23 protein-coding genes are annotated in these 21,267 nt (G+C 72.0%); 12 read left to right on the top strand and 11 right to left on the bottom strand.

Annotated features, from left to right (window positions below; translation table 11 throughout):
• Positions 1–4: 4 nt before the first annotated feature.
• Entirely contained in the window at positions 5–697 is a 693-nt protein-coding gene (locus KZQ38_RS35100) for a hypothetical protein (protein ID WP_219448343.1), read from the bottom strand.
• A gap of 189 nt (positions 698–886) precedes the next feature.
• On the opposite strand from KZQ38_RS35100, the gene KZQ38_RS35095 reads away from it, so the two are divergent.
• The gene (locus KZQ38_RS35095; protein WP_219448342.1) at positions 887–1,717 is read left to right on the top strand and encodes a hypothetical protein; all 831 of its coding nucleotides are present in this window, start codon (positions 887–889) and stop codon (positions 1,715–1,717) included.
• 22 nt (positions 1,718–1,739) lie between these two features.
• On the opposite strand, the gene KZQ38_RS36810 is transcribed toward KZQ38_RS35095, so the two are convergent.
• Entirely contained in the window at positions 1,740–1,874 is a 135-nt protein-coding gene (locus KZQ38_RS36810) for a hypothetical protein (RefSeq protein ID WP_257902952.1), read from the bottom strand.
• Positions 1,875–2,119: 245 nt separating this feature from the next.
• On the opposite strand from KZQ38_RS36810, the gene KZQ38_RS35090 reads away from it, so the two are divergent.
• Entirely contained in the window at positions 2,120–2,707 is a 588-nt protein-coding gene (locus tag KZQ38_RS35090) for a hypothetical protein (RefSeq protein ID WP_219448341.1), read from the top strand.
• Between the two features lie 321 nt (positions 2,708–3,028).
• Here KZQ38_RS35090 and KZQ38_RS35085 read toward each other — a convergent pair whose 3' ends face one another.
• Positions 3,029–4,270, bottom strand: a complete 1,242-nt coding sequence (locus KZQ38_RS35085) for a hypothetical protein (protein WP_219448340.1) — start codon at positions 4,268–4,270, stop codon at positions 3,029–3,031.
• A 156-nt stretch (positions 4,271–4,426) separates the two neighbouring features.
• Here KZQ38_RS35085 and KZQ38_RS35080 point away from each other — a divergent pair, with 156 nt between their 5' ends.
• Positions 4,427–4,753, top strand: a complete 327-nt coding sequence (locus KZQ38_RS35080; RefSeq protein ID WP_219448339.1) for a hypothetical protein — start codon at positions 4,427–4,429, stop codon at positions 4,751–4,753.
• Positions 4,754–5,001: 248 nt separating this feature from the next.
• On the opposite strand, the gene KZQ38_RS35075 is transcribed toward KZQ38_RS35080, so the two are convergent.
• From KZQ38_RS35075 to KZQ38_RS35050, 6 genes are all read right to left on the bottom strand, one after another.
• Positions 5,002–5,961 carry a hypothetical protein gene (locus KZQ38_RS35075; protein ID WP_219448338.1) on the bottom strand — a complete coding sequence of 320 codons (960 nt, stop codon included), beginning with the start codon at positions 5,959–5,961 and terminating at the stop codon, positions 5,002–5,004.
• The gene (locus tag KZQ38_RS37400) at positions 5,958–7,772 is read right to left on the bottom strand and encodes a type IV secretory system conjugative DNA transfer family protein (protein WP_219448337.1); all 1,815 of its coding nucleotides are present in this window, start codon (positions 7,770–7,772) and stop codon (positions 5,958–5,960) included. Before KZQ38_RS37400 ends, KZQ38_RS35075 begins: the two co-directional genes overlap by 4 nt.
• A 334-nt stretch (positions 7,773–8,106) precedes the next feature.
• Entirely contained in the window at positions 8,107–9,282 is a 1,176-nt protein-coding gene (locus KZQ38_RS35065; RefSeq protein WP_219448336.1) for a hypothetical protein, read from the bottom strand.
• 166 nt (positions 9,283–9,448) lie between these two features.
• Positions 9,449–9,772, bottom strand: a complete 324-nt coding sequence (locus KZQ38_RS35060) for a hypothetical protein (RefSeq protein WP_219448335.1) — start codon at positions 9,770–9,772, stop codon at positions 9,449–9,451.
• 64 nt (positions 9,773–9,836) lie between these two features.
• On the bottom strand, positions 9,837–10,493 hold the full coding sequence (locus KZQ38_RS35055) for a hypothetical protein (RefSeq protein ID WP_219448334.1): 657 nt from the start codon (positions 10,491–10,493) through the stop codon (positions 9,837–9,839).
• Positions 10,483–11,289, bottom strand: coding sequence for a ParA family protein (locus tag KZQ38_RS35050; protein WP_219448333.1), 807 nt, complete (start codon positions 11,287–11,289; stop codon positions 10,483–10,485). The genes KZQ38_RS35055 and KZQ38_RS35050 overlap by 11 nt, the downstream gene beginning before the upstream one ends.
• Before the next feature lie 767 nt (positions 11,290–12,056).
• Here KZQ38_RS35050 and KZQ38_RS35045 point away from each other — a divergent pair.
• Both KZQ38_RS35045 and KZQ38_RS35040 read left to right on the top strand, forming a co-directional pair.
• The gene (locus KZQ38_RS35045) at positions 12,057–12,248 is read left to right on the top strand and encodes a hypothetical protein (protein ID WP_219448332.1); all 192 of its coding nucleotides are present in this window, start codon (positions 12,057–12,059) and stop codon (positions 12,246–12,248) included.
• 309 nt (positions 12,249–12,557) lie between these two features.
• Positions 12,558–14,501, top strand: coding sequence for a hypothetical protein (locus KZQ38_RS35040; RefSeq protein ID WP_219448331.1), 1,944 nt, complete (start codon positions 12,558–12,560; stop codon positions 14,499–14,501).
• 22 nt (positions 14,502–14,523) lie between these two features.
• Here the strand turns inward: KZQ38_RS35040 and KZQ38_RS35035 are convergent, their stop codons facing one another.
• A complete protein-coding gene (locus KZQ38_RS35035; RefSeq protein WP_219448330.1) occupies positions 14,524–15,108 on the bottom strand; it encodes a hypothetical protein in 585 nt (194 codons plus the stop codon).
• Positions 15,109–15,290: 182 nt separating this feature from the next.
• Between KZQ38_RS35035 and KZQ38_RS35030 the strand changes: the two genes are divergently transcribed.
• Positions 15,291–16,229, top strand: coding sequence for a hypothetical protein (locus KZQ38_RS35030; RefSeq protein ID WP_219448329.1), 939 nt, complete (start codon positions 15,291–15,293; stop codon positions 16,227–16,229).
• A gap of 236 nt (positions 16,230–16,465) precedes the next feature.
• Here the strand turns inward: KZQ38_RS35030 and KZQ38_RS35025 are convergent, their stop codons facing one another.
• Positions 16,466–16,819 (bottom strand): hypothetical protein, encoded by a 354-nt coding sequence (locus KZQ38_RS35025; protein WP_219448328.1) that lies wholly within the window; start codon positions 16,817–16,819, stop codon positions 16,466–16,468.
• An 881-nt stretch (positions 16,820–17,700) separates the two neighbouring features.
• Here KZQ38_RS35025 and KZQ38_RS35020 point away from each other — a divergent pair.
• The 6 genes from KZQ38_RS35020 to KZQ38_RS34995 all read left to right on the top strand — a co-directional run bounded on the left by KZQ38_RS35020 (position 17,701) and on the right by KZQ38_RS34995 (position 21,225).
• Complete coding sequence (locus KZQ38_RS35020; RefSeq protein WP_219448327.1) at positions 17,701–18,156, top strand: hypothetical protein; 456 nt, start codon at positions 17,701–17,703, stop codon at positions 18,154–18,156.
• A gap of 84 nt (positions 18,157–18,240) precedes the next feature.
• Positions 18,241–18,756, top strand: coding sequence for a hypothetical protein (locus KZQ38_RS35015; protein ID WP_219448326.1), 516 nt, complete (start codon positions 18,241–18,243; stop codon positions 18,754–18,756).
• Positions 18,757–18,775: 19 nt separating this feature from the next.
• On the top strand, positions 18,776–19,099 hold the full coding sequence (locus KZQ38_RS35010) for a hypothetical protein (protein ID WP_219448325.1): 324 nt from the start codon (positions 18,776–18,778) through the stop codon (positions 19,097–19,099).
• Positions 19,100–19,233: 134 nt separating this feature from the next.
• Positions 19,234–19,716 (top strand): hypothetical protein, encoded by a 483-nt coding sequence (locus KZQ38_RS35005; RefSeq protein ID WP_219448324.1) that lies wholly within the window; start codon positions 19,234–19,236, stop codon positions 19,714–19,716.
• Between the two features lie 104 nt (positions 19,717–19,820).
• Entirely contained in the window at positions 19,821–20,261 is a 441-nt protein-coding gene (locus tag KZQ38_RS35000) for a hypothetical protein (protein ID WP_219448323.1), read from the top strand.
• Positions 20,262–20,505: 244 nt separating this feature from the next.
• Positions 20,506–21,225, top strand: a complete 720-nt coding sequence (locus KZQ38_RS34995; RefSeq protein ID WP_308258738.1) for a hypothetical protein — start codon at positions 20,506–20,508, stop codon at positions 21,223–21,225.
• The last annotated feature ends 42 nt before the right edge of the window (positions 21,226–21,267 follow it).

Genomic DNA, 21,267 nt, shown 5'->3' with positions numbered 1-21,267 from the left:
GCCATCAGCCAGCCTGGCGGCGCTCCGCCTGAACCCGGACCTGGGACTCGGCGATGCCGATGCGCCACTGATGGTCGGCCAAGACACGCTCCAGCGGCCCGTACCGGCCGGGGCACACCACGGCGTTCGGCACGGCGTGCTGCGCCACGTGCGGCGCGAACGGCGGCTCGACGATCTCGCGATCCGCCGGATGGTTGTCGGGCAACGCTCCCCAGACCAGGCCGAACTCCTCCGACGTGGCCTCCTCCAGCTTGCCCAGGTAGGTCGTCCACACGTCACGGACGAACTGGCGCAGCCAGGTGAGGTTCACCGGGTGCTGCTGGCCATCGGCCAGCGAGGTGGCGGTGCGGCCGACGTAGAGGTGGCCGTGAATCCGCATGATCGACTCATTGGGCACGGAGTTCTCGCTGATCGCGGTGATCGCCAGGCGAGCCGCGGCGCGCTGGCCGTAGGTCGGGTGCACCACGTAGCCGCAGACCCGCTGGACCTGCACCACCGTGGCCAGCAGGACGTTCTCGTAGACCTGGCCGAGCTTGGGCAGCAGGTGAGCCATGTCCGGGGTGCGCGCGACCGCGTCGCCGAACAGCGACAAGCTGGTCGGCACCGGGAAGTGCAGGTCCAGCGCGTCGGCTGGCGGCACTTCATGCTGCGGGTCGAACAGCCGCACCGGGTCGACGTGGTTGTCGCCGTACACCATCGGACCGACCTCCTGGTGGCACCGTGGCGGTCACGGGCTGGCTACTGATGGTACGGGCACGTCCAGTCCTCGCCGAGGGTGAACCAGAAGGCGCGATGCCGAGAACCGCAGGTCAGCCCGTAATAATGCGGGTTGGTGCCCCTCCCCCGTTGGTCACGGTGCGATGACTGTTGGGCACACTCTGTTCCCATGACCGACTCCCCACCGGCAGCCGAGCAGCAGACGCTGCCGTTCGAACTCCAGCCCACGACCCGGTTCGGCCAGTGGCCGTCGGTGCGCAACCGCGTGCGCGACGCTGTGACCTGGCCGGGCCTGTTGTCACCCACCACCGGCATCCACCCCGAACCCATCGGGCTCGCCACGCCGCACGGGGACCTGTTCGGTCTGGAGTGGTTCCTCGGGCAAGCCGAGGACTTGCGCGTCGGTGTCGTCTACGCCCAGGTCGTTCCCCCGCCGGGAACGAGCCTGGACCCTGACGAACAAGTCGTGGTCGGGCAGGACCTGGTGGTGCAGTTCATGTACGCCGGGGTCGTGCACACCTGGTCCGGGGCACCGCACTACCGGCTGCCCAACACCGCAGCCGAGGCTGCCGTCGACCCGCACCCGACCGGTGAACAGCAGGAGGTCATCGACCGCCTGGTCGCCCAACTGGTCGACGACCCCGAGTACCGGCGTCAGCACCGCAAGGGTGTGCGCGACGGCTACGCCCGCACCACCCTGCCGGACCTGGCCGAAGCCGCTCGCGGAATCCACCCCATCCTCCCGGCCCGGCTGGTGTGGCGCGTCCTGCAGGGCGCGCACGACCAGGTCGAGCACGACACCCGTCAGGCGTACACCGACGCCGACCTGGACGGCTTCGCCCAGCAGCTCGACGACGACCGCGACTTCCGCGCGCTCTACGACAAGCCCGCCCGTCGCCAGTACGTCCGTGACGCCCTGTTCGAGCACACCGGGTACGCACCCACCCCGGCGCTGGTCAGCCAGATCCTCGACGAGACCACGCCTCCACTGCGGCGCTGACCCGAGCATCCGCCGGACCGGCCTAGAACGGTGGTTCGGTCTCGCCCTTGCGACGCGGTTGGAGCGCGGCCTGGTCAACGTAGTGCTGCACGGGCACGGTGTGCAGGTTGGGCGAGGGCGCGTCGTAGGTGACCAGGCCCAGCCAAGTCCCCGCCACCGTGCAGGCCCATGCGTGCAGCTCGCCACCCGCCTGTCGGTCCGGTGCGCTACGGTCGGCTCCGGCTGCCGCACGTCGCTGCCGGAATCCGAGACGCCCGCTTCCCCACGCGGAGCGACGTCGACGAGGACAAGGGTCGATGCCCACCAGGTGGTGCTGGGGACTCACGTGCACATCGTGACCGTCCTGACCGTGGTCGATCGTGCCGGTTGGATGGCGTGGGTTCCGACCGTGGAGAGGCGATCATGACCAGCAACGCGGGCAGCAAGCGCAGGCGGCGGGACCGGGCGCGCGGCTCCGACGTGGCCTACAGCCAGGCCCGACCGAGCACCGCGGCCGAGAACGGCACGCGAGTGAACTCGCTCCTGTCCGGCCTCTCGCGGGAGGACCTGGAGCAGCGCCTGGACCAGGCCGAGGCCGCTTACGGGCAGGCCGACGACCCGTGGCGCAAGCAGGCCGGGTACGACGCAGCGTCCACGCTCTACGACGAGCTGGCCGTGCGGGCTCAGGACCCGACGACCAAGCACGCGATGAAGCTGGCCGGGCTCATGATGCGCACGTTCGGCGCGCGGACCCGGTGGGCCCACGGCATCCCGACCATCCACCCGCAGACCGAGGCCCACCTGCTGGGCCTGGCGTGGTGCACGAGCTGCGGGCGGGCGAGCAACGCTGTGGACGGCACCACGCCGTGCGAGAAGTGCCCGCAGCTCCGGTTCGGGCCGACGCCGTACGACGCACAGGACGCCGATCAGTACGGACCAGGCACGCCGGTGGACCTGGAGGCGGTGCTCACCGCGCTGTCCGGCCACGGCCGCCCGGCCGAGGAGAACTGACCGCCGCGCCCCTGGCGACCCTGCTGGCATCCAGGTAGCGCACGCGGAAAACCAACGCTTCGCTGGTTTACGGTGGCGAGTTCGGCCGTCCGCGTGGTCTCGTCGTGGCGGTGCGGCCAGCGCGGCCCCGACGAGGTCCGCGGGTGGTCGGTCAGGACACCGGCCGGACCGACCACCCGGACGGTCAGGACACCAGGCTGCGACGCCACCCAGGGCGGCGGGTCACCTGAGGCTCCTGGACCTGTTCGAGATCGTGTGTCCGCCAGGGAGACCAGTGCAGAAGGTGGCCCCGCGCGGGCCGTCATGCTTTCCCACCTGTGATCAGGAGAAGCGCGATCGTCTATCGAGCGCCTGGCGGAGGTCGGCGGCGAGTGCCCGACCCTTTGAGTGAGGGACCAAGGTTCCGCCTGGCTGGTGGTCCATCAACTCGGCGAGTGTGCTGTACATGGTTTCGGCAAGGGGTGCAGGCCAGGTGAGGATGGCCGAGGTAGCGGTGGCGTGATCGACGTCGAGCAGGTGTCTGGAGGCGCTGTCGAAGTAGCCGAGGTCCGACAGGAAGCGGGCAGCGAGAGGCGACGGGAGCGTCTTCAGGGCGTGGACGCCCCACCAGCCGTAGCGAGCTCGCGGGTTTCTGCTGAGCCGCAGTTTCCTGTTGTCCTTGTCCCCGATGCGGTACGCGAGGGCGATGTGGTGGCGGTTCATGGCGAGCATGAGCACGGCGACCCTCGCGGGTTGGGCACAGTTGTCGAGGATCGCGTGGACCAGGTGCGGGTCGGTGCTGTCGAGCAATCGGGCGGCCCATGCGGTCGGCAGGGACTCGACCAGTGCCGCAGCGGTGCGGGGTGTGGTGCGGGCGATCTCGGTGAAGGGCCAGACGGCGTAGTCGAGTCCCATCGGCTGGAGGCGTTCGGCGGCCGCGACGGGGTTCATGGCCTGGAGTACGAGAGCGGCGGTTCCAGCGGCCAGGGGCAGCAGGTGCTCTGCGGCTTGGAGCGGCGGCAGGCGGGCCAGTGCGGCGGCGATCTCGACCGGGTCCTTGGTGTGCAGCTCGTATCCGAATGCGTGGTCGTCCCGTTGTGCCCGCGCGGTGTCGAGTTCGGCGCGCGCTGACTCCAGCTCGCCGTCGACGTGTAGTAGCCGGACCTGCAGGTCCGTGACGAGGAGGCGCGCCTCGGCGAGTTCCCGCCGGGTGTCGTCGTGCCGATCGCGTTCCTCGTTCAGCTCGGCCAGCACCTGGTCCGCGGTGACCCGCAGCGGCAGTTCCCTGGCCAGTCGTGCCCGCACGGCCAGCCACGGGCCAGCCTCCTGCTCGCAATTCGTGACGATCTTGGTGACGGTGTCCGCGCTCGGCCGGTGGTTGGTCCCGCCGTCGGGCCGATCGCTGGCCTCCAGTGCGCCCAGCGCCGACAGCGTCGTGAAGGAGACTTTCACGAGAGGGGCCAGGTCGCGCAGCGAGAGGTGGCCATGAAAGCCGTGGTAGAGCCGCCGTAGTTCACGGGCGAACGCCGGCCAACTGGTGGCCGCCCTGTCCAGATCCGGACGTTCCTCGTCCCCCTCCACCACGCCCCCCAAGCAACCTCTGACCCGCTGTTCGACGCCGTTCGACGGATTCGTCGAACACCGTACCCGACCAGGCACGGAGCGTGTTCGAGGTTGGATCCCGTGCGATGTCGATCGAGACCGCGACTTCTCCGTGCCCAAGGGGCGACTCTCGTGTCCATGACCAATAACGACGCTGGCGGGGCGCGGAGCAGCGGCCGGGACACCGCGTGCCCGTGCGGGAAGGAGCACCCGCACGGCTGGCTCGGCTACGTGGTGTCCGACCCGTATCGCACGGCCAACACGGTGCGCCTGCTTCGCCCGCTGGTCGTGGTGGCGGTGGTACTCGTCGTGGCGGCGGCGGGGACGATGGTGGTACTGGGCATCGCCGCGCCGATGGCACTGGTGGGCCTGGCCGGCGGGGGAATAGTCGGCACCGCCAGCCACGTCGTCATGCGGGCACGACGCGCGGCCCGCGGGACGCGGACGACTCGGCGACGCGGGTAGGCCCCAGGACATAAACCCGCTCCCACAACGGGACCGCACGCGGATCGGGATCACTTGGGCCACCCTGACGACACCGGCGCAACACCGCCCGCAAGTCGATAGCCAGCACCAACCCGGCTAGACATTGTTTTCTGCACGCCTGCTACCGGAAGGCCCTGCTGGCCGTCGATCACCGGTTCGGCCGGTGGCCGTGCAGACAACAGGCCCTCGACCGGTGACCGGTCGAGGGCCTGTTCGTGCTGGTCCGGCTACGTGCTGGACGGGTCGGCGACCGCCGCAGCGGCCAGGCGGGCATCCCGCTCGCGCCGCCAGGCCAGGTCCAGTTCGCGCGCCTGGCGCAGGTACTCACCCCAATACTTCGGGTCGGTGACCTCGTCCTCCGCCGCCACCCCGGTCCAACCCGCAGCCTGACCCGCCGTGGCCGCGGGCTGCGCCGCCGTGCCTGCCGTTCCCGCGGCGTACTGGGGGATCGAGTACGGACTGCCCGCACCCGGTTGCCCGGCCGCCGCAGCCGCCGCAGCAGCTTCACGAGCCTGGCGGGCCGCCTTCATCGCTTGGGCCTCCGCGATGACCTGGGGAACCTTGCGGGCCGCCGCGATCCGCGCCTGCTGTTCGGCCTGCTGACCGGCCACCAGGTGCTGACCGGGTCCGCCTGCCACCGCCCGGCACATCGTGTCCGGGATGGCGTCGGCGATCTTCTTCAGCGCCGCGTCCAGCCAGCGGGTGTTCCACTCGATCATCCCCAGCGGCGAGGCCCGGCCGCTGGTGTGCGCGTCCTCGTACATCAGCCGCAGCGCCCACAGCTGCAACAGCGCCGAGCGGTGCAGCGGCCAGCAGTCCGGAAGCTGCTTGCGGGTGACCTCGAACCAGTAGCCCATCGTGGTGTGGACCCACTGTCCGAGCTGGTCCCAGGCTTCGGCGGCCTCGTCGGCGGTCAGGTCGGGCCAGTGCAGCACGACCTCTTCGGCCGCGCCGCCGGGTTCCTCCATGAGCGCGTCGACCAGGCCGCGCAGCTCCGCGACGTCGGCGCGCAGCGTGCCCAGGTCCGGGCCGATCACCTCGGACACGTCCCGCACCAGCCGGCCGTGCTTGTCCTGGAACTCGCGCAGCTCGGTGCGCATGGCGCGCAGTTCCTGACCGAGGTCGATCAGCAGCCGGTCCCGGCTGGGGACGCCCGGACCGGCGGTTCCGGTGTCGGGACCGGTCATGCGCGGACCCCCGCGCCCAGGCCGTGCTCGTCGACCAGCTCCACCTCGCGCGCCGGCGCGTCGCCCAGCGCCCGCCGCAGCCGCCGCTTCTCCCGCGCGACCCGCTTGTGCCCCAGCTCGAACCGCACCACGCCACCGCGCGCACCCTCGTACGCGCCGTGGACGAACGCGTAGCCCAGCGGCATCCCCAACAGCACGTTCTCGTGCATCACGGGCTCCTCGACCGTCTGGGTGTGCCGGCTACGGGACTTGATGATGCCCTTGCCGTGCGTCGACTCGCCCTCGCTGGTCCGCGCCACCCGGCGCGTGCCCGCCAACGCGGCGGTCTCCCGCCGTGCCGCCGGGTCGGCGATGCCGCCCATGAACACCTTCGTCGGCAACGACTCCTTGATCGTCTGCGCCCCGTCCGGACCCCAGGTGATGCGCGGCTGCGCCTCGCTCTGGAACACCGCGGCGATGGTGATGTTCGCCCCGCGGCTGTCGGCCGCCATCTTGTCCAGCTCCACCGGGGTCTGCTGCGCGATCTCGTCCATCAGCATCGCCGCGCCCAACGGCAACCGGCCGTCCTTACCGATCGCCTCACCGTGCTTGTTGCGCGGCGCCACGTACTCCGCCGCCACCCGCTTGATGCCGTCGAAGATGTACTCCGTCAACGCGGTGAGCAGCGGTGCGAGCTTCGTGCTGTTCTGCGAGCCCACGGCGTAGAGGGTGCCGCGCTGCGCGATGAACTCGCGCACGTCGAAGGAATCGGCGGCCCGTGGCCGGCACGCCGCCGCGACGATCGGGTTGTCCATGAAACCGACGCAGGAGGTCACGGTGGCGATGTAGCCGGTGCGGGTGTTGTGCGAGGCGTCCATCGAGGACTCCAGCGTGCTGACCCAGCCGTGCGGCACGTGCATCGGGTGCGCCTGGAGGATGCCGACCGGGGTGCGGTCCTCGAAGTTCGTCGCCCAGTAGTGCACCGCGCCCATGTCGTAGCCCGCCAGCGCCGCCGCCATCAGGTAGCAGCGGATGATCTCCACGCCCTTCTTCGCCCAGAAGTCCGACCGGTTGATGCCTTCCGCACCGCCGCCGCCCCGGACCAGCGCTTCCGCCCGTGCTTGGGCGACCTCGCCGTTCATGCAGCCCGACACCGGGTCCCAGCCGAACGTGCTGGGCACGTTGCCCAGCCCGGTCGGGTTGAACAGCCACGTCGGGCCGAGCAGCCCGCGCACCGCCGCCGTGGCCTCCCACAGCTCCAGCTTGGTCGACGTGATCACCGCCGCGCCCGGGAAGTCCAGTGCGAGGTTGGTCAGGTACTCCGACTTACCCGAGCCGGGCCGGCCGATGATGCGCACGCCCCGCCCGTAGGGGCTGTAGATGTGCTGGCCGTGCCGCCCCAGCGGGTGCCGCCAACACCGGCCGGTGTGGCCGCTGACCAGCCCGCCCAGGTCGAACCCGTACTCGGTGGGCACCTGGTGGCGGCGGAACGACCGCCGCGCCGGCAGCTCGGGCCGGTGGTACGACGCGTTGCGGTACAGCGCCGCGGCGCCGACGGCCGCGCGCAGGTCGTGCTGGTTGATCCACCCGTCCTCACCCAGCGCCCGCACCAACTGCTGGTGTTCACCGAAGTACCAGCGCCGGTGGGCGTAGGCACCCGCGATGGCCAGGCCGCCTGCGGTGTAGCCGGGCACGACGAGGTAGTCCAGGGCGTTCTCGATCCCCGAGCCGTCCTCGCCGATGGTGTCGAGCAGGTAGGCACCCGCAAGGCCCGCGACCCCCAGGGCCGTAGTCTTGCGTTGTCCCCACCTGACAGACTTGTCCGTACGCACGTGGAGTCCCTTCGCTTTAGGACGTGCTCCGTGTGCCAGCGGCCGGGGACGGGAGGCCGAATCCTGTCCCCTGCCGTGCTCCTGGCCGGTGCAGGCGCACCCGGCACGGTTCCCCCGGTCAGGGGAACCGCCCCGCCTACGCCCAGTCCAGTGCACTCGTTCGCACCGTACGTGCCGACCCCGACACCCCGCGGCGCTTTTCACTCGGTGACCAGCGCTGATCACGAGACGTGTGCGGGTCGTCACCATGATGCCAACGCCACCAGCCACCTGAAATATGTCCAGGTCCGGAGGCGAACAGCCCAGCCGCCCGCCCCCACCGACCTATAGGCGGTCAGGCCCGAGCCGGGGCCGGTCGGTTGATCACTTCGCGGACCAGACCGGCGTCGCCCTTGCGGATGTTGAGGTATGCGGCGATCTTCGTCGCCGAGGGCGAGACCTTGCCGTCCTCCGGCTTCAGCTCGCCCCGCTCCACGGCCGCCTTCACCAGCTCCACGTTGTCGAGCAGCCTGGCCGTCTCGTCGCCCAGCCGGCCGCCGTCGACCTGGCCGGGGAACAGGTCGACCAGCAGGCCGCTGAAAAACCTGTTGGCCAGCGTCATCAGCACCACCGCGACCACGATCAGCATGGGCGGCAGCAGCTTGCCCAGAAACACCGGCGTGCCCCCCCAGGTGCCGCCGACCAGCGGGAGGACCGGGCTGACGTTGACCGCCACGATCGCCACGCCCAGGCCGATCTCCAGACCGTGGACCAGGATCTTCTGGCCCGTCTCCCCCTTGGCGGGGAACTGACGGCCGAACATGGCGGCGATGGCGTGCAGTGCCATCAGGACCAGGAACGACACGCTGGCCAGCGGTTCCACCACGTAGGCCACCGGGTTGCCGCCCTCGCCCACCAGGGCCACCTTCACGCCGTGCGCGGTCCAGGCGATGCCGCCCAGCGCCAGCAGGCCCAGGGCTCCCATGACGATCCACTGCGTGCGGTACAGCAGGGCGAGCTTGCTGGCCGGGTCGGTCAACCGCTCCCACTGCGCGGCCGCCCGCGCCTTCCACAGCTCCACGCCCAGCGTCAGGTCCGCCATGCGGTCGTCGAACCGCTGCCTGCGAACCTCGCGGCCGATCTTGGCGTTGTCGGAGGCGACGTCCTGCTTGGTGCGCTTCTTGCGGACCTTCTCCTGCTTCCCGATCCGCGCCAGGTCGACCTTCTTCTCGCTGGCGATGCGGGCCAGCTCAACCTCCAGTTCGGCCGCGCGCCGCGCGTCCGCGATCTGGTCCTGGACCTTCCGATCCTCGTCGAGTTCGTCGTCCAGCTCCTGGCCCCAGCGGGCTTCGCGCAGCGCCTTGTCGTTCTGCAGGGCGACGCGTTCCTGCGCCGCGGTCACCCGCTCCCGCAGCCCTTCGTTGTCCTCGCGCAGCGAGGACGTCGGCTCCCCCTGCGTGGTCACCACCCGGCCGCGCGCCGCCGCCTTGTCCACCGCCTCGAACGGCGCTGTGTCGTCCAGCGTGGTCACGTAACCGCCGGGGCTACCAGACGGTCCCCCGTTGGTGACCAAAGGAGTGCTGTTTGCGGTGGCCCCGAGGGCCCTACCATTGGTGTCGGACATAGGGTGTCAAGATCCAATCTTTGTCCACTCGGCCCCGGCCGGTGTTCGCCGCACCGCCCGGGGTCGCTTTGCTCTAACGGTCCTTCTGCCTGCTGTTCTTCCTGGTCCCAGCCTTACGGCCGGAGACGCGGACCGGCGCGATCGTGTAGATCCACGCCTTGGTCACGCTCCACATCTGCGCCAGGTCCTCCGTGGAGACCCCGGCAGCCCTGGAGTCGAGGATCGCCTGGAGGTTGCCTTCCGCGATCTCCTTGTCCAGCCGGGCCCGCAGCCTGCGCTTGCGGGCCAGCGCTTCCCACGTGGTCTCCCCCGCCACCGGCACCGCGTCCGGCTCGACCCCACCGACCGCGGCCTCCTGGTCGAGGTCTTCCCCTCCGTCCGCCGGCTGGTCGCCCACACCTACCCCCTCAGTTAAGTCAACTTATCTTATGTGTACTCGCCGGGGTGAATCGCGCAACCGCCTAGCGTGCCTGCCGGCGTTGCCCCAGCAGCGCCCGGACCTGCGGCGAGAACGACGCACCGGCCCGCGCTTCGGCCTGGACCAGCGCGGCCGTGATCAGCTCGACCGGCGTCCCCGCGGCCAGCGCCTCGCGGATCGAGTCCATGACGTGCTGTTCGCGTTCCGCGATCTTCCGGACGCTCGCCGCCCAGCTCAGCGCGTCGACCTCGACCTGCTTGCGCTCCTCTTCGCCGCGCAGGCTTACCACCGCACCCGTGGCCGGCGCCGGTTGACGTCCTGCCCGACTCCGCCCGGCCGCCGTCGTCCGTCGCCGTCCGCCGTCGCCCGCGGTCGGGTTCGGGACCTCCGGCTTCGGCGCGGGGATCTCCGGCCTCGGCGGCGCCGGAACCTCCCTGGTGTCCGGTGCCGGAGGCGACTCCTCGACCGGGACCGCGGGCTGCTCGACCACCAGGACCTGGGGCTGCTCCGCCGAGCCCGGCGTCCCGGTCGTGTCCGCGTCGGCGGTCTCTGGTGAGGCCGGCGGTTGCTGGCCGGCCGGCGGGTCTTCCACTTCGCCCTGGTCCGGGCCGGTGTCGGTCCGGGGGTGACGGGGCTTCGGCTTGTTCCGGGCCCGCTCCGCGCGCTGCTGGCGCATCTTGTCCAACCCGTTACCCGACACGGTCGGCCACCTCCGTCGTCACGGCCAGCATGGCCCGGATGAACGGCTCGTACCGCGGCCCAATCTTGCCCTCGCCCCACAACGACATCGACGACACCGCCGTGCGCGCCCGCCGCCGCTCGATCGCCACCGCGTGCGGTACCGGCGAGGTCACCGGCAGGTCGTGCTCCTTGGCGATCTTCTCCAAGTAGTCGAGCTGCCCCGCTGGCGGCACGCGCGGCACCATGTTCGGCACGACGATCAGCGGGTAGCCGGCCATCAGCCGCACCCATCCGGCCAGCGCGTCCAACTCCTTCTGCCGCAGCGGGACCGGCGTCACCACCGCGTGCGCGGCCTCCGCAGCGCCGTTGGCGGCCTCACCGCCGCCCGGGTGGGTGTCCACCACGATCGGTCGGCCGTAGCTGGCCGCCCACGCCGTCAGCGCGTCCGCCATCACGGACGCGGGCGGCTGGTTGTGCTCAAGCTCCGGACCTGCGGCGACAAGGTCCGGCCGCATCGTGCCACCGCTGATCGGCCGCGGCACGAAGCCGCCCTCGATCGCCCGCAGCATCGGCGACTGCGCCCTGGTCTCGTGACGCCAGCCCAGCGAGCGCGCCGCGTTCCCGTCGTGCCAGTCCGCGTCCACCAGCACCGCGTCCAGGTTGTAGGCGAGTTCCACCGCGATCGTGGTCTTCCCCAGCCCGCCCTTGTCCGACTCGACCGCGAGGATCTTCCCCGCCAACGCCGTGCGGAAATGGGCCCGCATCGCGGGGACCAGCTCGAACAGTGGAGCCTCCTCCACCTCGAAGGTCTGCATCCGGGCCCGCCCTCCCACTCCGGTGCCCGTCCGACCGGGGGCACGCGTGCACGTACCTACACCCATACGTGCCCGCGATCAAGCACGGACACGCGCTCGGGCCCGCATTCGCGCCCGGACTCGGGCTTGACCCCAGGCCCGCAACCGCGTACCCGCGCGGACGCGCGTACGGGCGCGCGTACGGACGCGCGTCCGTACGCGCGCCCGAAGGCGTACCTGGTCGGGTGTCCGTAGTTGACCAAGGACGCTATATAACCTAACTCGCCTTATATATCCGAGAACAGGCCCGGACCAGCATCTTCCCGCTAAGAACGCCACTGGCCGGGCCTGGACCCCTGAAAGAGTTCGACACATGTAAATCACCGCCACCCTTCTCGTCACCGCCGCCCCGACCGCCAACGACGACGACGACGCGATCGGCTGGACGGCCACGGCCGAGATGCTGGGCAAGAAGATCGACGAGAACGGCCTCACGGCCGACTGACCGCGGATCCGGTGCTCGGGTCCGGGGGACGACCTGGCAGTGGACGTCCCCCAGACCCTGCCGCAAGTGCCCCGGACCAGCGTAAGGGGCCCGTCTGCCCACGCCTCCCAGACCACCTCGCGGGTGCGGCCGGCGCAAGCCCCCGACCCGCGCCGGACCCCGGGAACCCCCGGGACACCTCCCCCGCACCAGCTCATTGAAACACCCGAACGGACGAAAATCTCTCGATCACGTCCGGCGTGCCTCCGTCGTTCCTGACGTCAACCACGGTATGAATCCGCACATGGCGAAGAAGAAGACCTACAAGGGAGAGCGCGACAGGCACACGCTGCGCCTGCCGGTCGACTTCTCCGCAGCCGTGCGCGCCAAGGCCAGGGCAGCGGGGATGTCCCTGAACGACTACATCGGGACCCAGCTCGCCGGCGTCGTAGGCGTGCCCTACGACCCGCAGGAGGGACTTCAACTGAGCGCCTGACAACCAGCGCCTAGACACGACGAAAGGCGCCCGGCGGAGTAGCTGCCAACTACCCCACGTGCCGAACGCCTTCGTCACAACCGAATACGACCGTTGCGACGTCCTGTGGTTTAACGGGCCCAGACGTCGCGGTGGTCAGTTCCACTGGGAGAAATCATCGCACAGGTCTCCCGGTGCGGCGAAGCACTGCCTGGCGACACGCCGGCCGTGTTCACCCCACCGGTCTCATCTTCACCCGCTCGGAGCAGCGTTTCCGCTGGTCCCGACGTTTCCTCGCGTTCGCTGCGGGCCCGCTACCTCAAGCTCGACGTGTCCTTGTTCACGGGACCGTTCGTGCTCATCGACCCGGACAACCGGGCTGTCGGCACCGCCGGCGGTCGCGCGCTGCGCGACCTGTTCGACGCCCTGGCCGCCCTGCGCAACTCCCGGCTGGCCGTCGCCCTGGTCGGCACCCTGCGCAGCGAGTTCGCCGGGGTCGACGTCGACCTGCGCCCCGACGCCGAGCCCGTCGCCGGCCAGGCCGCGATGGACCGCCTGGTCGCCTGGTGCGTCGACCACGACGCCCCATACCTGGTGCGCGAATCCGGCCGCCCCGGCAATGGCCACCTGATCGTCCACCTGGGCCGGGACCAGGCCAAACGCCGCGCCCTGCGGCTGCTGTGCCGCGAGCTGGAACGCGCCTTCCCACTCACCGCCGAGCCGCGCCGCCCGCTGCGCGTGCTGTCCACCGGCCACCGCCACGGCCTGCCCGACCGCGTTCTCGGCGGAACCCTGACCGCCGCCACCGCCGCGGCGTTGCTCGCCGACGTCGACGAGCACCAGGACCACAGCCAGGAGCACGTCGACCGGCCACGCCGCCGCAGCCGCGCGGGATCGTCCCGGCCGCGCCGAACCGCCCCGGACCAGCAACGACAGGCCACCCGAAGCGCGGCCGCGACCCAGACCCGCACGCCCGTGCAGCCGGCCGAGGACGTCGAGTTCGTCGAGCCCGCCCCGGACGACACCCCGTCCGGCGAGGCGTTCGGCATCGCGTGCGCGATGCTCCGCGCCGGGTTCACCCCGGCCGAGGTCTGGGCCGCCACCGAGACCTCCGGCGTGGCCGAGCGCGGCGAACGGGACTGGCGCGACTACCTGCTGTTCGCCGCCTACACCAAGGTCGCCGCCGAGAAGGCGCTCAAGACTGGCCGCGACCTCGACGGCACCGCCGCCTGGACCTGGCTGACCCGCGAATGCCCAGGTAGGACCGCCAAGGACACGGGGGAGTGGGTCGCGCGCACCTGGCCGCTGGCCCTGGCCGAGGCCCGCAGCGAACGCCGCCGCCGCTACCGCCTGCCCGGCACCGCCCAGGCCCTCCGCCCCAGCCACCTGGACTCCGTCCAGCACGAGCTGGTCCGCGAAGCCGTCCACCAGGCCGCCGCTGCCGACCCCGAGCTGGCCGCCCGCCGCCCGCAGGCCCGCCGATCCCTCGCCGCGCTCATCGACACCGTGGTCGAGGCCATCGCAACCACCGCGGGCCGCATCAGCCGCCGCCGCATGGCCGTGGAGAGCCGCCTGTCCACCACCACCGTCCAGGCCCGACTCGCCGACGCCATCGCATCAGGGCTGGTCCGGGTGGTCGCCAGCCACAAGCTCGACGGCCAGGACTGCGACGTGTTCACCCTCGGACCCGCCGCCCAACGAGTGCTCAACAGACTCCGCGAGCAGGCCGCTGGCGAAACCTGGCACAGGTCTTGTACACCCCCCCGCCCCCGCACCCACGGGCACTCCGACCCCTCCCGCCTAGCCGCCCGCCACACCCTCGAACGCACCCGCTGGCCCTCCCCGGCCCCGACTTCAGCTCACTCTGAAGGAATCAAGGCGACTTACCCTGAAGCCCCCCGCGAGGTGGCCGCCGTGGCCTCCAGTCGATTGCGCCAACGTGCCTGGTGGGCGGCTCTGGCCCCCGGCGAGCAGGAGCAACGTCGGCAGGTGTGCCGCGACCGCCTGGAGGCCATGAGCCCCGACGACGTCGACACCTGGCGGGCCTGGCTCGCGCGCCGCGACGAACTCGACGCCACGATCGACCGCTTGGTCGACGGCACCGGTGACAACGACGACCTGACCACCGTGGCGAACGCGCCCATGACCGTCCACCACGGCCGCCAGGACCCCCTCTGGCGCGTTGGCGGCACACCCGCCCGGACCAGGCACGCCAAGTCCTCAGCGGGTCGCTCAGGACGTCCGCCACGAGCGACCGCACCCAGCGGCCGATAACGTCACAACGAACGCCGTGACGCTAACCATGCAGGTCGTACGGACGCCCCGACGCCGCCAAGTCGACCAGCTTCACCAGGTGAGCCACCAGCGCGTCCATCTCGTCCCACAGCTGCGGATACCGCTCGCCCTGCCGATGGGCGTTCTGCGCCAGATACTCCAGTTGGCGCCCCATCTCCGGCGCGACCAGGTACGGCCGGTGGTGGGCGTTCCCGACGCCCGGGTGCATCGCGTACAGCGGGAACCGCCGCGCCGCCTCTACCAGCCGCTCCATCTGCTCCGCGGTCGTCCGCAACGCCGTCGCGGCCCGACCCTCGCCCAGCTCGGCCGCCTTGGCCAGCGACCGCTTCGCACGCCGCGCCCACGAGTTGACCTCCGCCAGCTCCGCCTTCGTGAACGCACGCTTGCGTTTGCCCAGGTCCGACCGGTTGCCCTGCCCCGGCCGAGCGGCCAACGCCGCCTCCGCCTGGTCCCGCGAGTACAGCTTCGCCCCGGTCTCCATGTCCCGGTCGACCGCCGCCAGGCCCAACGAGCGCACCAGATCCCGCGCCGACTGCGGCGCCCGCCCGGCCGCCACCGCGACCTGCTTCGCCGTCCACGTCTCCACGGCCCCGGAGAGTACGACCCCCCGTAGGGAAGTCGCCGGGTGCCGACCCGGCCCGCCCAACGGCCGCTCGGTGAATCGCACTGCGCCGATCTGTTCCGGCCGAACACCGGCGCACGACTAACACCGTTCGGGCAACGGTCAACCCGTTCCCGTCGGCCGGCCCGGTGGCCGAGGGTGAAGCCATGGCCCGACCAATCACCGCGACATGCTTCCCGACCCCGCACCTCGCGCTCCGCACAACCTCCCCACAACGCCGCCGCCTGGTCGCCGAGTTCGCCCAGCACCAGGCCACCGAGGCCGAACGGCTGCGCGTCCGCCTGGCCAATGATCTCCGCGACACGACGTCTCCCCAGGCCCGGGCCATGCTGCTGTGGACCGCCTACGCCGAGGCCCACGCCTGGCGCTACTCGCTCGCCCTGAACACCCCCGACTCGCGCGGCACCCTCCTGGAAGCCCAACGCGTACTGCTCAGCCTCGACAAGGCCGGCTCGAACGCCGACCGGTTGGGCTACGTCGGCCGCCACCGCGACGGCGCGGACTGGGACGACCAACTCCGCCAGTACGTGGGCGGCACGCCGACCCCCGCCCACGACGTCCTGCTCCACTACGGCCAACTCGCCCACGCCCGGTTCGCCGCCGAACACGTCCACCGCGACGTCCTGCGCAACCCCGTCCAGCTCCCCGACGGACACACGATCACCGGAAACGCCCTGGTCCGAGGCCGCGTCGCCACCCGGATCGCCGAGCACCTGGCCGCCCGCCGAGCAGCCCGCGGCCACGACGTCTCCCGCATGGAGACCGGAGGCCAACCCATCTACGCCGTCAGCGCGCCGACCTGGTCCCGCGACCTCTGCTGGGGCGCCGGGATGGGCCTCCTGGGCGCCGCCGAGCCGGAGGACACCACCGCCTGGTGGAACGCCGCCTACCTGCTCTACCAGGGCATCCGCCACAAGCGCGGGTCCGACGCGACGCTGCGCGTGTTCCTCGTCGCCGCCGGCGCGGTGCTACTCGACCAGCCACCCGTGCTGCCCCACGACCTCGACCTGCGGTGCATGGTCCTCGACCAGGAGACCGTCACCTCCGATGGCGCGTTCGCCCAGGTAGACGCCATGATCGGTTAACGTCACGGCCGGTCGCGTGACGTCGGCGAGGCTTCTCGAACCTTCCAAACTCAAGATCTTTATTGGCGTACTACCAGCCCACCGGACCGGCGTCGCTCCCGCCGTCTCCCGCGCCCGGCAACACCGGACGGCACCACTGCCCGCACCCGTCCCGAACGTGGCGCGGCCGGTCGACGCGGCCGGCGGCGGGCGGACCGCAACGCCCACTGGTTAGCGTCACACGGCATCCGGTGACGCTAACTGTGCTGGTCCCCGCGTTGTGCACGCAGCTCCGCCAGGGCTGCGGGTCCGCCGAACACCGCGGCATCGCAGTGGCGGCACAGCAGCCGCACGCGCCGACCCCGGCCGGGAAGCCGTTCCCCGGCCACCGCCGGCCGCCCGTCCATCCAGCACCGCCCGCCGGCGCTCACCTCCACCCGCACCACCCCGGCCACCCGACCGTCACCTCCCGCCCCGAGCCCGTCGACCACCACGGCGATCGTCCCCCGCCCGACGCCGCCGACCAGGCCGCCGCGCGGCACAACCACCCGGTCCGGCGACACCCGCCAACCCACGTCCGCACGGCCGGGACCAGGCAATACACCGACCATCCACAATCCACGGACACCGGTGTGCCGCGACCCGGGCCGGTGCACCGGACGACCGCGGCCACGCGATCACCGTCGCGCGAAGCGGAGCTTGCGGCGCCGACCTGCGCGGTACCAGGGGGCTCAGCGCCCCCTGGACCCCGCCAGGCCCGGCGGCACGGCCCGCGCACCCCGCTGCGTAGCGGCGCAAAACCCGTCGCGCGGGCCGCACCACCGCGAACGCAACCACCACCAGTCACCTGGACACCGACAGGGGAAGAACCCGTGGGCCCTGCCGCCGTCGGGCGCGGCCGATGCGGTGCTCACCGGTCGACACAGCAGGGGACCAAGGAGGTTCCGGCAAAAGGTTCCCGCTGGTCCGGGGCTTGAGCAGCGTCCTGCCGGCCGGGAACGAGCGTTCTGCAGGAGGAGGTCGACGAACGAGCCGGGAGCCCCACCGGCCAGGCGGGCGGGCGCGGCCGAGCTGGTGGTCGGCGGCGGGCACACCGGAACGGCAGGGCCGTCTCCCCGCGGCGCAGGCGAGCCTGCCACACCCCGGACCGCTCCACGCCAGGGAACGCGCCTGGCGCTCCGGGTCCGGGCCGCGGCAGCCCCTTCGGGGTGCGCCGCGAGGAGACGACCCACCACACACCACCCCGGTGTGCCCGCCGCCGGGTTCAGGACACCGGCCTGCCGGCCGGACGGGCTCTGCCCGAACCCGCCGGGCGCGGCCCGGACCCGACACCGCTCGAAGACCCCCAACCCATCCCGCGACCCTCGGGTCGCCCGACCGACGTCACCCGTTCGCGCACCCCTGACCCGCACTAATGCGTTCATGTTCAAACGCTAAAACCAGTAGACTGGGGGCTACAACAGGAACACCGCCGAGATCACCGGGAGAGGCCATGGCCACCAGCACCGCCACCCGCACCGCCACCCGCACCATCGAGGACATCCTCCGCATCCGCCGCCGCGCCGCCGAGGTCCGCGTGGTCGAGCGCGCGGCCGCGGCGGCACGGATGCGGCAGCAGGTCGAGACGGCCATCGTCAAGGAGGACCGGGAGAAGGACCTGGTCGAGCTGGTCAACGCGCTGCGCGTCGCCCGCGAGGCCCTGGCCCTGGTCGACCGGGAGATCGCCGCCCAACAGGGCCTCGACGTCGAGCCCGTCCCGTACTCGCCCGCCACCTCCCAGAGCGTGGACCGCTACGCGGGCGTGCTCATGCTCGACGACCCCGAGCTGCCCCTGGACCAGGCCCGCGCCCAAGCCCAGACCGACGAGAACACCCGGTTCGAGGACTACTACGCCCGCTACCACGCCGACCGCGACGACGACGAGGACACCGAGAACGACGAGGTCTGACCACCCGTCGGGGGCGCGCCGGAACGACCACCGGCGCGCCCCCGACGCCGGACCAGCACGAACACCCACACGAGAGAGGCCCGCATGAACACCACGATCGTGCCGCCCGCGGGGCACAGGGCGGCCGCCGCCCTGTACGCCACGCTGGTCGGCCTGTACCTGTCCGACCAGGACGACGCCGCCCGCTACCTGCTCGGCCGGCTCGACCCCGACCTGGTCGCGCAGCTCAACGCCCTGGCCGACCGCGACATCGACCGCGGCCTCGCCAACGCCGTGCGCGCCGCGTCCGCGACCGACACCGCGGGCAACCCCGCCCCGCACGCCGCCGCCGGCGAGCCGACCTGGGAACAGCGCACCCGCGACGCGCTGCGGCGGGTGCTGACCGGCATCACGCCGGAGACCGTCACCGGGTCCGCGGCGTACGGCGCGCTGGTCCACCGGGTGCGCGAGGCGTGCGACCGCGACGACGTCGACCCCGCCGAGGTCCTGACCCGGCTCGGGACCGGCAGGCTCGCCATCGCCGCCAGGGTCGACGACCCCGCCGCCTACCTGGCCGCCAAAATCCGGGACTGGCACCCCGACGACCCCGACAACGCCTGAGCAACCGAGGAGGAACGACATGTCCGTGCTGATGGCCCTGACACCGCCGGCGGCAGCCGGTGTGGTGCTGGGCGGGGTGATCCTGTGGGACCGGCTCCGCGAACCGCACCGCGACCCCGCGAAGCCGTTCGCCGTGGTCGACGCGCGCACCTTCCGCGACGGCCGCCGCCGCTACGACCGCCTGGTCGCGGCCGGGGACTGGTCGCACGCCCACGCCGTGGCCACGGCGATCTGCGTGTGGCTGCGCCACGAACGCCACCACGGCCGCGCCGCGCGCAGGCGACGCCTGGACGCCCAGTTGGGCGTCTGGACGGCCCGCGCCCAGGAAGCGAAACCCTGGTGACCGCGCGGGAGGGGACGGGCCAGGGACTAGCTGGCCCGTCCGTCCGCGAGTCTAGGACCAGGACCGACGCCGGACGACGCCGGCGACCGAGGACGGGGAACACCCTGGGCGCCCAGGGCGCGGACAACCGGGCCGTGCGGGCGCTGGCCGTGTACGCCGCGGTACAGGCCACCTGGTCGGACGTCCACGCCGCCTGCGACCAGATCCTCCAACGCGACGCGGATGCCCGGCTCAAGGGCGGCCACGGATGGAGCGCCCGGAAGGCGTGTGCCCGCCACGTCGCGACCTACTGCGCCGGGCAGGCCGCCGCCACCGTCGCCGTGACCCGCGCGCTGGGCTACCGGCTGCCGTGGTCCGGCCTGATCGTCGGCACGACGATCAACGGGCTGACCCACTACGTGATCGACCGCCGCGAACCCCTCAAGCGGCTGCTGCACTGGGCCGGGAAAACCTCCTACCTGCGGCACGCCACCGTGCAGCGCCGACCGGGCGTGGTGGACGACGCCGGACCCGGAACCGCCCTCATGGAGTGCGACCAGGCGGTCCACCGGATCATCGGCGTAGCCGCCGCGGCGGCCGCCACCTGGTGGTCGATGCGGCGGCCACCATCATCCTGACCACCCCGCGTCGTCCCTGGTCCCGATCCGATCCAGGGCCGGGACCAGGGACGACACGCCCCGGCCGACCGGGCCGGCGACGAACGAGGGAGAAGGACACCGCGATGCGATTTCGTGTCACCACGGTGAACGAGGCCGGGAGCACCATCACCGAGCACGACTCGGAGACCGACGCGTACACGACGAGGGTCACCCCCGCCGAACGGGGCGGCACCGCCGTGCGCGTCGAGCAGGACGTCCACGAGGACGGGCCAGTCGGTACCTGGCCCGTCCTCCCGGCACCCTACTGTCAGCCAGAACGGGAGAACAGCATGATCAGCAACGTGTGTCGCCACGTCGACGAGATGCAGGTGCTCGTGGCCACCAGCAACTCGCGCCTGCGCCGGCGCGCGCCGGTCGTGTCGATGGAGTCGCTGGTCGACGTGGCCGAGGAGGTCCGGCGACGGTGCCGGACCGAGTGCGGCGACGCCAGCCCGTACCTCGCCGACATCCGCCACGTCGACGAGGGCCAGGGCGACCAGGCCGAGCAGGAGGCCGGGCGATGACCAGCGACGACACCCTGGAGACGCTGCGCCTGGCCCGCCACCTGATCGCCGAAGGCGGTGCCGAGGCGCTGCTCGCCTAGCCCGACGCCAGCGCGGCCACCGGCCCGGCGATGCGCCACCAGGTGCCGCCTGCCGGGCCTGGTGGCCGACATCCGCACCGCGCCGGCTCTGATGGTGCAGCAGGGCACCGCCCCGCGGTTCGCTGCCACCGAAGCTGCGCGACATCCGACCCCGAGGAGCACAGGTGACCCCGACCCCCGAGACCCCGGTCGCGCCGGGGGAGTCGGTCAGCGAGCGCCTGGTCGCCGCGCTGGCCGGCACCTGGCGCGCCATCCAGGCCCGCCACCCCGACGTGCCCGACGTCGCCATCGTGATCGGCTCCGGCACCGGCGGGCGCCGCAAGGTCGCGAAGTTGGGCCACTTCGCCAGCCGCAGGTGGCTGCGCGCGGCCCAGGCCGGGCGGGACCAGGCCGCCGGCGTCGAGGGCCAGGAGCAGCCCGAGCAGTACGTCCACGAACTGCTCATCGGGGGAGAGGGCCTGGCCCGGGGCCCGCTGGCCGTGCTGGCCACCTCGCTGCACGAGGCCACGCACGCCCTGGCCGAGGCCCGCAGCATCAACGACACCAGCGGCCGGGGCGTCTACCACAACAAGCGCTTCAAGGTGCTGGCCGAGGAGCTGGGCCTGGAGGTCGCCGAGGCCGGCCACCGGGGCTGGGCCGTCACCAGCGTCCCCGACACCACCGCCGCCCGGTACGCCGAGCAACTGGCGGCCCTGGAAGCCGCCCTGACCGTCTACCGGGTGCCCGAGACCACCGGCGCCCCCGGCGACGCCCCCGTCGGCCGGTCGCTCGCCGCGGTGTGCGCGTGCACGCCCGTTCGCCGACTGCGCATCGCCCGCGCCACCTTCGAACTGGGACCGATCATCTGCGCCGTGTGCGAGCAGCCCTTCACCCTGACCGGATGACGCTGTTTGCGCTGGTCCCAGCCATGCGATAGCGTCAACGAC

This window comes from Saccharothrix obliqua, from assembly GCF_019375475.1.
Lineage (GTDB): Bacteria > Actinomycetota > Actinomycetes > Mycobacteriales > Pseudonocardiaceae > Actinosynnema > Actinosynnema obliqua.
The sequence above is the reverse complement of the archived record's forward strand: the minus strand, read 5'-3'. Positions and strand labels throughout refer to the sequence as shown.